Consider the following 15429-nt stretch of genomic DNA (forward strand, 5'->3'; position numbering starts at 1 on the left):
ATTTTGAAGAATAATAACATATTCAAATGTAAATTGTTAATTGTAAATTTTCAATTGATTAGAGGGGGTTGATTATGTGAAGAAGTTCATATCTATAATTTTGATAATATTGATTGTTGCAATAAATATGGTTGCCTTTGCTGATATGGACGAGAAAATGGTTAATCATTGGTCTAAGAATATTATCGAAAAAGAATTTCTGGCTTATTATTTTCCATATTTAGCTAAAAATGGATTTGCCAAATTTAATCCAGACGATTATATTACTAAGAGGGATTTTGCTTTATCTTTAGCATCCTTAGCAAAGAATTATAATTTAGATGGAACTGTAAATAATATTGTAACATATGAAGCTTTAACGAGAAAAGAAATGGTTGATATTATTGGTAATAAATTAGTATTGAAAGATACAATAAAATATGAAAATCAAGAACTTCCTTTTCAAGATATTAATACTATGAATAAAGATAGCATAGAATTATTAAGGGTATTATTTAACTTGGAGATTATTAATGGTGTTTCTAATGCAAATTTTGCGCCAGATAGAAAGGTCACACAAGCTGAAGCCATAATAATCTTGCAAAGATTGAAAGGAGTATTGGAAGAGATGAGGGGAGTAAAAGAAGTATCATTTAATATTGCGGGTATTGTTCAATCTCATAATGCGGAAGAATCAGTAATAGTAAAGGAAGGAACCGATAGCGTGTTAGTTACTATTACTAAAGAATTTCCAACACCTGGATATTCCTTAGATGTTGAAAAAATACTAAAGTATAAGGATGAATATAAGGTATATCTAAATGTTGTACCACCTAAAGAAGATAGCATACAATTACAAGTTGTTACTTATAAAACTATGACTATAGAAATCGAGAAGAATAAATTAATGGGAGAACCTTATGTATTTACTATAGAGGGGTTAAAAAGCAATCTATCAATTAAATAGATTGCTTTTTAATATTATAATAGTAATATAAAAGAGATAATAGATGACACTAATAGATATTTTTGATAGAATGATTATGAATATAAGACAGATTGAAAAGGTGAATATAATGAGTAAAAAACGAAAACTTGCACAATCAGCAGCAATGATATCCATATTTACACTGATATCAAAGGCTTTAGGATTTGTTCGGGAAGTTATGATTGCAAATAGATTTGGTTCAGGTATGGAAACGGATACTTATTTCGTGGCTATGACAGCTACTGTAATTATAATGGGCACATTAGGAGCTGCATTAAATACTACATTGGTACCAATATTTTCTGAAATAGGAGAGAAATATGGTAAGAAAGGAAAATTAAAGTATTTAAATAATATTTTTAATATAGTTTTAGTAATAACAATTTTTATAGTTATACTGGGATATATATTTTCGCCTACAGTAATAAAGATATTAGCAAAAGGATTTCACGGAAAGCAATTTAAGTTGGCTGTAAAATTAAATAGGGTAGGACTTCCCATAGCAATACTTCTGGGATTTACATATGTCTTTTCAGGACTACTTCATAGTAGTCAGATATTTGGGCCGCCAGCTATATCTGGTTTGCCATATAATTTTGTGTTTTTAATTTACTTATTTTTCTTTGCAAAGGATTCTAATGTGGTTGTTTTAATGGTAGTGACTGTAATTGCTGCATTGGCCCAATTTTTAATATTGGTACCAGCAGTTAGTCATATGGGTTATAAATATAAGTTTGAGATAAATTTAAAGGATAAGTATTTAAGTAAAGCAATTGTTTTAATACTTCCAGTGCTTATTGGGTCTGCAGTACAACAGATAAATGTGGTCATAGATAAGACTTTGGCATCTGGGTTAATAGATGGTAGTATATCAGCCCTTAGCTATGCTTCCAAGGTAAATGACATGGTCATAGCAGTGTTTATAATGGCCATAACTACAGTAATCTTTCCAATGCTGTCCCAAGCATTTTCCCAAAATGATAATGGGAAGGTGAAAGAGATTCTGGGACTAGGGATTAATATTATACTTATTATAACTGTACCAGCTACAGTTGGATTACTTATATTATCAGAGCCTATGGTATATTTGTTTTTTGAGAGAAATGCTTTTGATGAATTAGCCACATATATGACAAGTAAAGCTCTTATATTTTATTCTATAGGATTAATAGGTTCATCCTTACGCTTAATGCTCAATAGAGTATATTATTCATTGCAGGATACTAAAACACCTATGATTAATGGAATAGTGGCAGTGTTTATAAATTTAGCCTTAAACTTATTACTAATAAAGCCTATGGCACATATGGGACTAGCATTGGCTACAAGTATATCATCTACTATAACTACCCTTATGCTATTTCTAAGTCTTAGAAGGAAAATTGGATCAATAGGTTTAACGAAGTATTTGATTTGTTTCATAAAAACCCTTGTAGCTTCATTGGCTATGGGGATTGTAGTATATTTAATATATTACAAATTAGGAGCTGTCATAGCAACAACGAAAGTCATGAAGATGGTTATGCTATTAGCATCAGTAGTAGTTGGAGTAATAGTGTACTTTGTTTTATGTGTAGTCTTTAGGATAAAGGAATTGGGTATTATATTCAAAAGATAATTAACAATTAATAAAGAAAAATAAAAAACCAAGATCTTTTGTTTTGCTCAGGGTGACAGAAATTGTCATACTGAACTAAGCGAAGAATCTTGGTTTTATCTTTTTATAATTGTTATCTGTTAATTGTCTAAATCTCTCTAGCTCTATGACATGAGATAAAATGGTTTGGTCGTATTTCTTCAAAAGTAGGGTTTGTTTCTCTGCATTTTTCTACGGCATAGGAGCATCTGTCTACAAATCTGCAACCTTCTTTAGGATTGATTGGACTTGGTACATCTCCTTCTAGCATTATCCTATGTCTAGACCTTTGAATTTCTGGGTCAGGTATTGGTATTGCTGATAATAAAGCTCTGGTATATGGATGGATTGGATTTTCATATAATTCCTCCGATGGAGCCAATTCCATCATATGTCCCAAATACATTACACCAACTCTATCAGAGATATATCTTACCATGGATAAATCATGGGCTATAAACATATAGGTTAAACCTAGCTTTTCCTGTAGTTCTTTTAATAGATTGACTACTTGAGCTTGGATAGATACATCTAGAGCTGAAATAGGCTCGTCACAGACAATAAACTTTGGATTTAATGCCAATGCCCTTGCGATTCCGATTCTTTGCCTTTGACCACCTGAGAATTCATGGGGAAAACGCATGGCGTGTTCTTCATTAAGCCCTACTAATTTCAATAATTCTATTACTCTATTGTTGCGTTCACCTTTATTCTTATAGGCATGATGAATATCCAGCGGCTCTGCAACTATTTCTTCTACAGTCATTCTAGGGTTTAAAGAAGCATAAGGGTCTTGGAATATCATTTGAAAGTTTTTCCTGATTTCCTGCATTTCTCGTCTAGAAAGGCTATAGACATTTTGTCCATTAAATATTAATTCACCATCTGTTGGCTCGTATAGCCTTATAATAGTTCTGCCTGCAGTGGATTTTCCACATCCAGATTCTCCAACTAATCCAAAGGTTTCTCCAGGATATATATCAAAGCTAATGCCATCTACGGCCTTTAGCATTCCTTCTCCTACATCAAAATGTTTTTTAATATTTCTTGCAGATATTAAAGGTTCTACCATCAGATTTCCCTCCCTTCATAAGCTTTTGCCAGAGGATGATTCATCCAGCAGCGACTTATATGTGTATCACTATGATTGTCAAACTCAGGCATATATTCTTTGCAAACTTTCATTGCATGATCACATCTGTCGTAGAAAGAACATCCTTTAGGAGGAATATATAAATCCGGAGGTGTTCCATCAATTGAGTGAAGAGGTTCATCCCTAGACATATTTAAACGAGGAACAGAAGCTAAAAGCTTTTTAGTATAAGGATGTTTAGGATTTTTAAATATTTCATCAGTTAATCCTTTTTCTAAAATCTGTCCTGCATACATAACTATTACTTTATCGCTCATATCCGCTACAATGCCTAAATCATGGGTAATTAGTATAATAGACATGGACAATTTTTTCTGTATTTCTTTCATAAGCTCTAGAATTTGAGCTTGTACTGTAACATCAAGGGCAGTAGTAGGCTCATCAGCAATCAATAATTTTGGAGTAGATACCATTGCAAGTGCTATCATTACTCTTTGCCTCATACCTCCAGAGAATTCATGAGGATATTGATTAACTCTTTTTTCTGGTTGAGGAACTGCTACTAAGTTTAACATTTCTATAGCTTTTTCTTTTGCGTCTTTAGCAGATAGTTTCTGATGTTTCACAAGACCTTCTACAATTTGTTTTCCAATTCTCATAGTTGGATTTAAAGAGGTCATAGGGTCTTGGAATACCATGGAAATATCATTGCCACGGACAGATTGCATTTCTTTATCAGATTTTTTTAAAAGGTCAATGCCATCAAAAATTATTTCTCCACTTTTAAAGAAAGCAGGTGGCATAGGTAAGAGCTGCATTATGGAATTGGCAGTAACACTTTTTCCACAGCCAGATTCGCCAACAATAGCTACAGTTTCAGATTTACCCACATCAAAACTAATATTACGAACGGCTTCAACTTCTCCAAAGAATGTCTTAAAAGACACAGATAAATTTTTAACTTCTAATAGTTTTTCCATTTTTCCACCTCTCTATTTACGTAGTCTTGGGTCTAATGCATCACGAAGCCCATCGCCTAATACGTTAAAACCAAACATTATTAAGGAAATAAATATTGCTGGTATAATTATTTGATAGGAATTTCCTACAGCCATACCTGCTAAACCATCATTAGCTAAGGAACCAAGGCTTGATTTTGGTGCCTGAAATCCAAGACCTAAGAAACCAAGAGTAGCTTCTGCGAATATTGCTCTAGGTATAGTAAGTGTTACGTTTACTAAAATTGGACCCAATGTATTTGGAATAATATGTTTTTTCAAAATCCATCCTTTTGCAGCTCCTAAAGATTCGGCAGCTAAGGAATATTCAGATTCTTTTAATTGAAGCACTTGACCTCTAACTAATATTGCCATTGGTACCCAGTCAGTAAGAGTCATGGCTAATATTAGGACAAATAGAGAAGTACCAGAACCTTCAGTAGAGAATACAACAGATAAAAGAATTACTATAAGGAGATAAGGAATACTATAGACAATTTCCGCAATACGCATCATAATATTATCTACACGTCTTGTGGATATTCCAGAGATTCCTCCATATACTACACCGATAATAAAGTCAATAGTAGCAGCAAGTATTCCAATTATTAGAGAATATCTAGCTCCAAACCAAATTCTTGTAAATTGATCTCTTCCCAGTTCATCAGTACCAAACCAATGAGTGCTGTTAGGATGTAAATTGATTTTATTATAATCTTGTTCAAAATAGCTAAAACCGTTAATAAGCGGTCCTACAATAGACATAAAAATCATAAGTGCTATTATTATAAGGCCTGTCATTGCTAATTTGTTTTGTTTTAATCTACGCCAAACATCGGGCCAATATTTTATACTGGGACGTCTAATTTTTTCTGCATTTCTATCCTCGAAGGATGCTGGTTCAAACATATCAGGATTTAAATTTTTATTTAAACTAGTTTGGTTTTCCATTAACGTCCCTCCTTAGTAAGTTGAATACGGGGGTCAATAAACATATACGCCACATCAACTAATAATAGTAAAACTATTAATATAATAGAATAAAAAATCGTAGTTCCCATTATAAGGGTATAATCTCTGTTGTTAATAGATTGAACAAAGAATTTTCCAAGTCCAGGAATACCAAATATTTTTTCAATAACAAAACTACCAACTAGAAGATTGGAAATTAAAGTTCCGAGAACAGATATTATAGGAAGTACAGCATTTCTTACAGCATGCTTTATAATAACAGCAGCTTTAGAAATTCCTTTGGATTTAGCAGTTTTAATATAATCTTGTCCTAAAACTTCTAGCATACTGGAACGCATAAGCCTTGCCATATAAGCTAAAGGCATTAATGACAATGCTAAAGCTGGAAGTAATGTATGTTTAAATTCACCCCATCCACCAATAGGAAGCCAAGATATATTTTTGGCAATAAACTGGATTAGGATGGTACCCATTATAAAGCTTGGAACAGAAATACCTATAATTGCAATGACCATGGAAATATAATCGGGGACCTTATTTTGGTATAATGCTGCCAAAGCTCCTAAAGCTGGACCAAAAATTAAAGCAATAATTAAGGCTTCTGCTCCTAAATAAGCTGATACAGGAAATCCACGTCTTATCATATCGTTTACAGTTTCTGTCTTAGATTTCATGGATTCTCCGAAATTTCCTTTTAAAAGATTTTTCAAATATATTACATATTGTTCTGATTTTGGTTTATCTAGTCCATACTTCTTTAGAAGATTTTCATAAACTGCTGCTGGCATTTTACCTTCTTTTCTAAAGGGATTGCCAGGGATAGAATGCATTAGAAAAAATGTAATAGTTATAATAGCCCAAAGAGTAATAACTGACATAATTAGTCGTTTAAAAAGATACTTTTTCATCTTCCCCCTCCTTTGATGTTTAAAATATTTGGGTGAGCAAAGCTCACCCTATATATATCTATTTATTCATATCTGCATAGGTCAACTTTGGATAGTTAACTAATGGCTTATATACACCTGTTACATATGGTTTTTGAGCATAAGGTTGAGTATAGAAATAAACAGGTACTACAGGCATATCTTCCATAACCATTTTTTCAGCTTTTCTCATAGCGTCAAAACGTTCTTTAGCATCTGGACTAGTTTTAGCTATATTTACTAATTTGTCGTATTCAGGATTATTATATTTTGAATCATTGAAGCTAGATTCACTATGCCATAATTCTATGAAGGTAATAGGATCCATATAGTCTCCAATCCAACCTGCACGTGAAATATGATAATCTCCAGCTTTTTCCCTATCTAGTTTAACTTGGAAATCTACATTTTCAAGTTGAACTTCAATGCCTAAATTAACTCTCCACATTTCTTGTACAGCTTGAGCTATTTTCTTATGGGATTCCAAAGTATTATATAGAATAACAAAGTTCTTAAAGTCTTCAGGTTTCATACCTTCTTCAGCTAGACCTTCAGCAAATAGTTTTTTACCTTCTTCAAGGTTGAATTCTACTAATTTACCAACATTGTCACGATATTCTTTACCATTTTCATCAGGCAGACCAAATGGAACTACACCTTCTGCAGCAATTTGTCCACCTTGAGCAATTTTATCGACTATAGTTTGACGGTCTAATGTCATTGCTAATCCTTTTCTAACTTTAGGATTGTTAAATGGTTTAACTTTTGAGTTTAAGTTATAGTAATAAGTACCAACTTCCGCACCAATAACTAATTCTGGATTGTTATTAGCTTTCATTTGTGCAACTACAGCTTGTGGCAATGGAGATAAGAAATCATAATCTCCGCCTTCATATTTTTGCCATGCAGTGTTTTCATCATCAATAATATCAAAATCAACTCCATCAAGTTTAATACTAGCTTTATCGTAATAATTATCATTCTTTCTAATCTTAATGCTAGCATTATGTTCCCATTCAATTAAAGTAAATGGTCCGTTAGATACATGGGTTTTAGCATCTTTTGCCCAATTAGGATCTGCTTCTGCAACTTTCTTATTAACAGGATATAAAGTGTAGAATGCAGTTAACTCTAAAAAGTATGCAGTAGGTGCTTCTAATGTTACTTCAAGAGTTTTTTCATCTAAAGCTTTAACAGCTACATCATCAACGCTTCCTTCACCAGTGTTATATGCTTCACCGCCTTTGATATAATATAGTTGATGAGCATAGTCTGATGCCATGTCTGGATCTAATGCTCTTTTCCACGCAAATACAAAGTCTTCTGCTACGACTGGATCACCATTTGACCATTTAATATCATCACGTAAAGTAAAAGTATATGTCAAATTATCATCTGATACTTTATAATCTTTTGCCATACCCGGAACAACTTTTAGATCTGGGTCAACTTTCATAAGACCTTCGAAAATATGATCTAGAACCCAAGACTCATGAGTTCCTTGTGCTAGTGCAGGGTCTAAAGATCCTGGCTCACTAGAGTTATTTGTCTTTAAAATCTTTTCTCCAGCAGGTGTAGACTCTGGTGTATCGGTTGTTGCTGGTGTATCAGTTGATGCATTGTCTCCACCCTTTGGAACACAGCCAGTAAAGATAATAGCTGTAATAAGTAACAAGCTTACTAACATTAAAAGCTTCTTGTTCATATAAATAATCCCCCTTTTTTAATATTATGAAAATTAAAATTGTTTAAATAAGTTTACCACTTTTTCGTGCTAAATTCAATAGAAACATTTTAACAAGGTAGCTAAATAATGTGATCGCGCAGTTATGTAGATATAATTATCTTAGAATTAGTATATTTATTTCTTAAAAAATTAGAACGTTATCTAGAAACTTTATAAAATATAAGATAGGCTGCATATGGGGATATTTGGAAGTTATGTAGGTCATATATGGCACTTTCTTAATATTTATGTTAGAATAGGCTGTAGGAAATTCCAGTGGATTTCAGCTTTATATGTCTAATACTTATGCCTAAACAATTCTACTTGAGAGGAGAGATATATATGAGAATTGCTATAATGGGTGCTTCGGATTCAGTTGAAAAGATACATAAAGTTCTCTCCCTAGAGAATAAAGATATAGAGTTTATTAAATACACAGAGGATGAGATAAAAAAACTTATTGATATAGCTAAAAGCATAGATGCTAGAATAGATGGTATATTTTTAACTGGTATAGGGGTTTATTCTGAAATTTCTTCGAAAATAAGATTTGAGCAGCCTGTTGTATATACAGAAAGAGGGATTATTGGTATTATTAAAGCTCTATGTGAATTTCGTATGGACTGGAAAGATATTAAAGACACGAGGATTGCTTTAGACATAATACAAGAAAAAGATTTACTTGATGTATTTAATGAATTTAATATTGATGTTAAAAGCTATGATATTCAGAAGTATTTACCTTCTAAAAGCGAAGAAGATTATTTGAAATATTATCTAAAAAAATATGAAGATAAACAAATTGATTGTATTTTTACATCTTTTGGATATATATATAATTATTTGAAACGTCATAATATTCCAGTATATAGGATACAAGCAACAAATATAGATATTAAAAGTCGATTTGATGAGTTAAAGAATAGTATTAGATTGAAAAACATTCATGAACGTGTAATTCAGATACAGGTCATTCAAATAATAGAAGGAGATCCTGAAGTTTATAATAGTGTAGATGGACAGCTCCAATTAGAGGAAGAAATCTTAATGTATTCTAAAGAAATAGAAGGCATGATGCAGGCCATTAGTCCAAATGAATACCTTATTATATCTAATAAAGGGGCATCTCTAAGCTTAGAAAACATAAATTCTTTATATAGGATAATAAATAATTGCAAATCAAATAATATTATAATAGGTGTAGGCATAGGTGAGGGAGCAACAATCTATCAGTCTGAAATGAATGCAAGAAATGCCTTAAGAAAAAGTACCTCTGAGAAACAAGGAAATATTTATTTTTATGATGGGGAAAATGTAGTGGGGCCTATTATGAGGAAAAGTCAAATTAAATATAAGAATCTAGCCAATAAAAAAACTCTGCAGCTATCTAAGGAAATTGGAATTAGTTACCAATATATTGAAAAAATCAATGCTGTAATAAATAAACTAGGGAGAGATGAGTTTACAAGTCAGGAACTATCGGAGATTCTATCTATAAGTGAACGTAGTGCTAATCGTATCTTAAAAAGCATTATAGATAATGGTTATGGAGAAGAATCTAGTCTAGAAAATTCATTAGGTGCAGGTAGACCACGCCGTAAAATTAAGATTAAATTAAAATAAAACTAATAATTTAAAGAAAACCTTAATTATTTTAATGATTAGGGTTTTTTATAATAACAAATAAAGGATTATTGACAATTATAAAAAGATATAATATAATTTAGGCAATTAAGGACATATTTGGGACAGAATTAAGGACGTATTTAAGACAAGAAAAAAGTAGTTATCACCAGATTTTACCATTAGTTTATATTTTATAGAATACTTATATAAAACATTTAAATTTTCAAATCTAAATTTTAAATATTATAAAAGGAAGTGATAAGACATTTAATATCAATAAGTTAAGATTTAATTAAACATTATACTAGTAATTATAAGTAATTTTAAGAGGATATGGTAAATTATGAGAATTTGGCTATAATAATTTGAAGTATTTAAATGTTTAAAATGGTATTTCTAAAATTAAGATATAATTAGATTAATTAATTCTATGATTAATGAAAGGTGGAAGTAAAAGATGGAGACAAATCATTTATATTATGCAAACCATCCTGTTATGTGGATTGTATCAGCAATTGGTATAGCTACTATACTAATTCAATCTATATTAATAACTAGAAAATCAGTTAAAGCTGGTTTAGATATGGGAATGGATTATTCTAGAATAAAAAAAGGTATAAAAACAAGTGCTATTGGGAGTGTAGGACCAGCATTAGGTGTTGTTGGAAGTTTATTGGCTTTATTAGTTACTATGGGTTCCCCAGTATCAGCATTTAGATTAAGTATAATCGGAGGTTCTAACTTTGAGGCAATGGCAGCTAACTTTGGAGCTCAAGCTTTAGGTTCTGAACTTTCTACTAATATGACTCCTGTTGTATTTGCAAATGCTTTATGGACAATGGCATTAGGTTCAATTGGATGGATAGTATTCGTATTTTTATTTGGACATAGAATGGACAAAGTAAATAATTTATTAACAAGCGGAAGAAAAGCATTATTACCAGCTGTTAGTATAGGTGCTATGCTTGGATCTTTTGCATATTTTAATATCGGTAATTATCTAAAAGTTAGAACAAATCCTGATATAACAATTTCAGCAATTTCAGGTCTAATTATTATGATAATTTGTATGAAATTAGGAGAAAAGAAATTTGCTTGGTTAAAAGAATGGGCTCTAACAATTGCAATGTTTGGAGGAGCAATTATCGGAACTTTAACATTTTAGAGTATAGGAGGACTATGTAGATGAACGTTTATGAAGAATATACTAAAGATATTACAAAGATTGGTAGATTTACCATGCTTCTTGGCCTTGTTGTAAGTTTCCTTCCTCCAGCAGTTATGACTTGGGGATTTGGATTCAATCCAGGATTAGGAGCAATTATAGCTGGGGCAATTTCTCAGATATCAGTTTCAGGAGCTTTTTATTTCAGTGAGCCTATTAGTTATTTCCCTATAGTTGGTAGAGCTGGATTATATATGGGCTTTTTATCAGGTAACTTAGTAAATATGAGAATACCAGCAGCAGTATCAGCATTAGAAGGTTCAGGTTATAAGTCTGGTACTGATGAAGGAGCAATTATGGGAACTATAGGAATTGGAGTTTCTATATGGGTTGGAATCGTATTTTTATTATTAGCTGTATTTGCTGGGCAAACTGTTTTAGCTGCATTGCCTGAATCATTTATGAGAATGTTATCACTTATTATACCTGCATTATTTGGTGGAGTTTTCGCTCAATTTGCAATAAAATCACCAAAGACTGGTATATTTGCACTTGCAGTTGCTTTTATAATGACAAAGGTTGTATCTTTCATTCCAGGTCAACCATCATTTATCGTTACTTTAGTAGCAGTATTCTCAACAATTGCATTTGCTAAGAAACAATTAAGTAAAGAAATAGATAATAAATAAATTTAAGTAAGTTACAAATAAATATTAGGAGGCCATAGTTTTGAATAAGGAAAGATTGTTAGAAAACCTAGTTGAAATGTTAAAGATTCATTCACCTTCAAAAAAAGAAGGAGAGTATGCAAAATATCTCGTTAATCTATTAGAAAAAATGGGTGCTTCAATATACTTGGATGAAGGATATTTACAATATGGTGGAGATTCACCTTCAATCATAGCTAAGTTTCCTGGGGATGTAGAAGGAGAAGGCGTTACACTTGCTGCTCATATGGATGTAATAGAGCCTAATTTAAATGTAGAACCAATAATAGAAAGTAATATTATTAAAACTAATGGAACTACTACATTAGGTGGAGATGACAAAGGCGGAATAGCAAGTATTGTAGAAGTTTTGAGAACTATTAAGGAAGAAAAGATATCACATAAAGACATTTATGTTGTTTTGACACCTTGTGAAGAAATAGGTATGCTTGGTGCAAAACATTTTAATTGGGAAAAGGTTCCTAAAGACATGATGCCTTCAAAAAATATGATAGTTGTAGATAATGCTGGAGCTGCTGGAATTATAGCACATTCAGCTCCAAGTAAATATGATATTGAATTTAGTTTTCAAGGTAGGAAAGCTCATGCTGGAATAGAGCCTGAAAAAGGTATAAATTCTATTACTATAGCTTGTAATGTTTTATCACGTATGAATATAGGTAGAATAGATGTTTTAACAACATCTAATATTTCTATGATAAATTCAGAATTCCCATCAAATGTAGTTCCGGATATGTGTAAGTTTAGCGGAGAAGTAAGAAGTCATTCTGAAGAAAGAATTTTAGAAGTTATTGAATCCTATAAAAAAATATGTGATGAATCCGTTGAAACACTAGGCGGAACATATACTCTAGATTATAAATGTGATTATCCAGTATTGAAACCAAAGGATGATTTAAGCTTTGCAAAAGAATTTGCTAAAGTATATGAAGAGATTAATGTTCCCGCTGAGCTTAAGGTAATAGGTGGAGGTTCAGATAGTAATATATTTGCTAAGCAAGGATTTAACTCAATTATTATTGGAGTAGGAATGTATAAGGTGCATACTGTTGAAGAGTATTTAGAAATTGAAGACTTATTTAAGACAACAGAGGCAATTATTAGATATATAAAGAGAGATGAATAGTAATATGGATATGACAAAAGAAACAATAAAATCTAAAGTGATTTCTGCAATTGATGAAAATCGAGATTTGATTTTTAATATAGGTAGAAAGATTTATAAAAATCCAGAACTTGGATACAAGGAATTTGAAACTACAAAGCTTGTAAAAGAGATTTTTGAGAAAGAATTAAATTTTAATGTAATAGAAAATATTGCATATACTGGTTGTAAAGCTCAAATAAATGCAGATAAATCTGGACCCAAAATTGCAGTTTTAGGTGAACTAGATGGTATAGTTTGTAATGGTCATCTAGATGCTTTAGATTCAGGAGCCTCACATACTTGTGGACATAATGTGCAAATTGCAGGAATGTTGGCTGTAGCAATTGGTCTTATAAAATCAGGAGTATATAAAGAGCTAGACGGTAAAATTGATTTTATTGCAACACCTGCAGAAGAATTTATAGAATTAGATTATAGAAGTAAGCTTAAAGAAGAAGGAAAGATTCAATATTTTGGAGGAAAACAGGAATTAATTAGAAACGGTACATTCGATGATGTTGATATGGCAGTAATGTTTCATGTTTTAGATATAGGAGATAAGAAAGTATTAGTAGGACCAGTAAGCAATGGTTTCATTGGAAAAGATATTCGTTTTATTGGAAAAGAAGCTCATGCTGGTAATGCTCAATTTAAAGGTGTGAACGCATTAAATGCAGCATCATTGGCATTAAATAATATAAATGCTCAAAGAGAGACATTTAAAGATAGTGATAGAGTAAAGATCCATCCAATCATAACTAAGGGTGGAGACATTGTGAATGTAGTACCTGCTGATGTTCGTATGGAGTCATATACAAGAGCAAGGACTGTTCAAGCAATGATAGATGCTAATGAAAAGGTTAATCGTTCATTGATTGCAGGGGCCATGGCTGTAGGTGCAAATGTTGAAATCAGAGAAATACCAGGATATTTACCTATATTAAAGCATCAAAAAATGGAAGATGTATTGTTTAAGAATTTACTAAACATTGGAATTAAAGAAGATGAAATAGTACAAGGCATAGACTTTACAGGTTCTTTTGACTTAGGTGACGTATCCCATATAATGCCTACTTTACATCCTATGTTTGGAGGTGTAAGGGGAGAACTTCATTCAAAAGAATATCATATAGTCAATGAAGAATATCTTTATTTAGAACCAGCTAAAGCATTGGCTTTAACCATAGTAGATTTACTTTTTGATGATGCTAAGGAAGCTAAAAATATCCTTAAGGATTTTGTTCCAGCCATGACAAAAGAAGAGTACCTAAATTTCATGAATTCAAATGATAAAATTATAAAGAAAGAATTTTTAGATACTAATAATATTGAATAATTATTCCATATTTGTAATACCCTTTTTTCTTACTATGGCTACAATAAGAGTTAATGTAGGTATTACGAATTGAAATGGTATAACATAGTATTTATAGATATGGATAAATTCAAACATTTCCATAGTACTTCTATAGAGAAGCGAAGATAAAATAATCATTAGAACACAAAGAATTGTAGAAGTTTTTTTAAAGTTTCTGAAGTTAAAAAACTTAGATACTCCAACACAAGAAGCATATAAACAGACGGCTATTTTTGTAAAACTAGTCAATAATAAATTTATTGAAATGATAATTTCTATTCTTTGGACAAAACCATTTATGTTTATTATTGAAGTAGCATAATGAGAAGGAAAATATATCTTAGAAAGATTAGGGAATCCAAGTAATAGAGTATTTCTAAAGGTAGTAGTTAAAAGTATAAAGCCACCTATTAGGATACCACTAATGAGAGTTTTAGTGGTATCTTTTTTATTGCTCAAACGACAGAGAAAAACCATAAAGATGACAGATTCACCAAAAGGAAAAACAAGGAGAGAATATGCTCCTTCTATTACAGGCTTCCAACCATTATATAGTATTGGTTGAATATAGGAATAATCAAATTGAGGTATAGCTAGAATAAAAGTAGCGAAAATTACTATAAAAATTAGCGGTAAAATTATTTTTGTCCATGTACTTAATACAGAGAGGCCTGCATTAATGGCATATAAGGATAAAAGCCCAATAAAAATAGCAGTAATATATAGAGGAGTCTCTGGGAAAGAAACTACTTGAACATATTCAGTCGTATTTCTTATATCAATAGCTCCAAGGTGGAAGAAATAAAAGGTATAAAGAAAAATAAAAATTTTCCCTAAGAAACCTCCGTAAACTTGTGGGAGTATATCAAATAGTCCAATTCCTGGAAAACGAAGTAATAATTTGCCATAGATATATATTAAGGGAATAGAAATAGCAATGGCTATTAAAAGGGCAATCCAAGTATCTTCCATGGCTTTGGAATCTCCACTGATAAGTAGAGAGGTGCCAAGAATGAACATAATAATTAATGATTTAAATTGAGAGGTTGAGATGTTTTCTGTTTGCATAAATTTTACCTACTTTCGAA

At 31.5% G+C, this 15429-nt stretch carries 13 protein-coding genes; 7 read left to right on the forward strand and 6 right to left on the reverse strand.

From position 1 onward, the window contains the following. Nucleotides 1–76: 76 nt before the first annotated feature. Nucleotides 77–946 (forward strand): protease complex subunit PrcB family protein, encoded by an 870-nt coding sequence (locus tag ABWP20_RS03075; RefSeq protein WP_353093626.1) that lies wholly within the window; start codon nt 77–79, stop codon nt 944–946. A gap of 43 nt (nt 947–989) precedes the next feature. Next, the gene (gene murJ / locus ABWP20_RS03080; protein ID WP_353093628.1) at nt 990–2585 is read left to right on the forward strand and encodes a murein biosynthesis integral membrane protein MurJ; all 1596 of its coding nucleotides are present in this window, start codon (nt 990–992) and stop codon (nt 2583–2585) included. A 127-nt stretch (nt 2586–2712) separates the two neighbouring features. On the opposite strand, the gene ABWP20_RS03085 is transcribed toward murJ, so the two are convergent. From ABWP20_RS03085 to ABWP20_RS03105, 5 genes are read right to left on the reverse strand one after another with little or no spacing between them, the layout of a single operon-like run. Next, on the reverse strand, nt 2713–3675 hold the full coding sequence (locus ABWP20_RS03085; RefSeq protein ID WP_353093630.1) for an ABC transporter ATP-binding protein: 963 nt from the start codon (nt 3673–3675) through the stop codon (nt 2713–2715). Continuing rightward, a complete protein-coding gene (locus ABWP20_RS03090; RefSeq protein WP_353093632.1) occupies nt 3675–4676 on the reverse strand; it encodes an ABC transporter ATP-binding protein in 1002 nt (333 codons plus the stop codon). Before ABWP20_RS03090 ends, ABWP20_RS03085 begins: the two co-directional genes overlap by 1 nt. Before the next feature lie 12 nt (nt 4677–4688). After that, nucleotides 4689–5645: an ABC transporter permease gene (locus ABWP20_RS03095; protein WP_353093634.1), complete on the reverse strand. Its 957-nt coding sequence runs from the start codon at nt 5643–5645 to the stop codon at nt 4689–4691. Then, nucleotides 5645–6574 carry an ABC transporter permease gene (locus tag ABWP20_RS03100; RefSeq protein ID WP_353093636.1) on the reverse strand — a complete coding sequence of 310 codons (930 nt, stop codon included), beginning with the start codon at nt 6572–6574 and terminating at the stop codon, nt 5645–5647. The genes ABWP20_RS03095 and ABWP20_RS03100 overlap by 1 nt, the downstream gene beginning before the upstream one ends. Before the next feature lie 58 nt (nt 6575–6632). After that, a complete protein-coding gene (locus tag ABWP20_RS03105) occupies nt 6633–8297 on the reverse strand; it encodes a peptide ABC transporter substrate-binding protein (protein WP_353093638.1) in 1665 nt (554 codons plus the stop codon). A gap of 363 nt (nt 8298–8660) precedes the next feature. Between ABWP20_RS03105 and ABWP20_RS03110 the strand changes: the two genes are divergently transcribed. The 5 genes from ABWP20_RS03110 (at nt 8661) to ABWP20_RS03130 (ending at nt 14320) form a co-directional block, all read left to right on the forward strand. Continuing rightward, a complete protein-coding gene (locus ABWP20_RS03110) occupies nt 8661–9941 on the forward strand; it encodes a hypothetical protein (protein WP_353093640.1) in 1281 nt (426 codons plus the stop codon). Nucleotides 9942–10401: 460 nt separating this feature from the next. Beyond that, a complete protein-coding gene (locus ABWP20_RS03115; RefSeq protein ID WP_353093642.1) occupies nt 10402–11109 on the forward strand; it encodes a DUF5058 family protein in 708 nt (235 codons plus the stop codon). Nucleotides 11110–11129: 20 nt separating this feature from the next. Beyond that, on the forward strand, nt 11130–11798 hold the full coding sequence (locus tag ABWP20_RS03120; RefSeq protein WP_353093644.1) for a hypothetical protein: 669 nt from the start codon (nt 11130–11132) through the stop codon (nt 11796–11798). Nucleotides 11799–11838: 40 nt separating this feature from the next. Then, entirely contained in the window at nt 11839–12963 is a 1125-nt protein-coding gene (locus ABWP20_RS03125) for a M20/M25/M40 family metallo-hydrolase (RefSeq protein ID WP_353093646.1), read from the forward strand. Next, nucleotides 12956–14320 (forward strand): amidohydrolase, encoded by a 1365-nt coding sequence (locus ABWP20_RS03130; RefSeq protein WP_353093648.1) that lies wholly within the window; start codon nt 12956–12958, stop codon nt 14318–14320. The genes ABWP20_RS03125 and ABWP20_RS03130 overlap by 8 nt, the downstream gene beginning before the upstream one ends. Here ABWP20_RS03130 and ABWP20_RS03135 read toward each other — a convergent pair whose 3' ends face one another. After that, nucleotides 14321–15409, reverse strand: a complete 1089-nt coding sequence (locus tag ABWP20_RS03135; RefSeq protein WP_353093650.1) for a GerAB/ArcD/ProY family transporter — start codon at nt 15407–15409, stop codon at nt 14321–14323. Nucleotides 15410–15429 lie beyond the last annotated feature (20 nt).

Source organism: Tissierella praeacuta, from assembly GCF_040396155.1.
Classification (GTDB): Bacteria; Bacillota; Clostridia; order Tissierellales; family Tissierellaceae; genus Tissierella; species Tissierella praeacuta_A.

Coding starts and splice junctions, on each gene's coding strand:
- murJ (WP_353093628.1), top strand. CDS start 990: ATGACACTAATAGATATTTTTGATAGAATGATTATGAATATAAGACAG.
- ABWP20_RS03085 (WP_353093630.1), bottom strand. CDS start 3,675: ATGGTAGAACCTTTAATATCTGCAAGAAATATTAAAAAACATTTTGAT.
- ABWP20_RS03090 (WP_353093632.1), bottom strand. CDS start 4,676: ATGGAAAAACTATTAGAAGTTAAAAATTTATCTGTGTCTTTTAAGACA.
- ABWP20_RS03095 (WP_353093634.1), bottom strand. CDS start 5,645: ATGGAAAACCAAACTAGTTTAAATAAAAATTTAAATCCTGATATGTTT.
- ABWP20_RS03100 (WP_353093636.1), bottom strand. CDS start 6,574: ATGAAAAAGTATCTTTTTAAACGACTAATTATGTCAGTTATTACTCTT.
- ABWP20_RS03105 (WP_353093638.1), bottom strand. CDS start 8,297: ATGAACAAGAAGCTTTTAATGTTAGTAAGCTTGTTACTTATTACAGCT.
- ABWP20_RS03110 (WP_353093640.1), top strand. CDS start 8,661: ATGAGAATTGCTATAATGGGTGCTTCGGATTCAGTTGAAAAGATACAT.
- ABWP20_RS03115 (WP_353093642.1), top strand. CDS start 10,402: ATGGAGACAAATCATTTATATTATGCAAACCATCCTGTTATGTGGATT.
- ABWP20_RS03120 (WP_353093644.1), top strand. CDS start 11,130: ATGAACGTTTATGAAGAATATACTAAAGATATTACAAAGATTGGTAGA.
- ABWP20_RS03130 (WP_353093648.1), top strand. CDS start 12,956: ATGAATAGTAATATGGATATGACAAAAGAAACAATAAAATCTAAAGTG.
- ABWP20_RS03135 (WP_353093650.1), bottom strand. CDS start 15,409: ATGCAAACAGAAAACATCTCAACCTCTCAATTTAAATCATTAATTATT.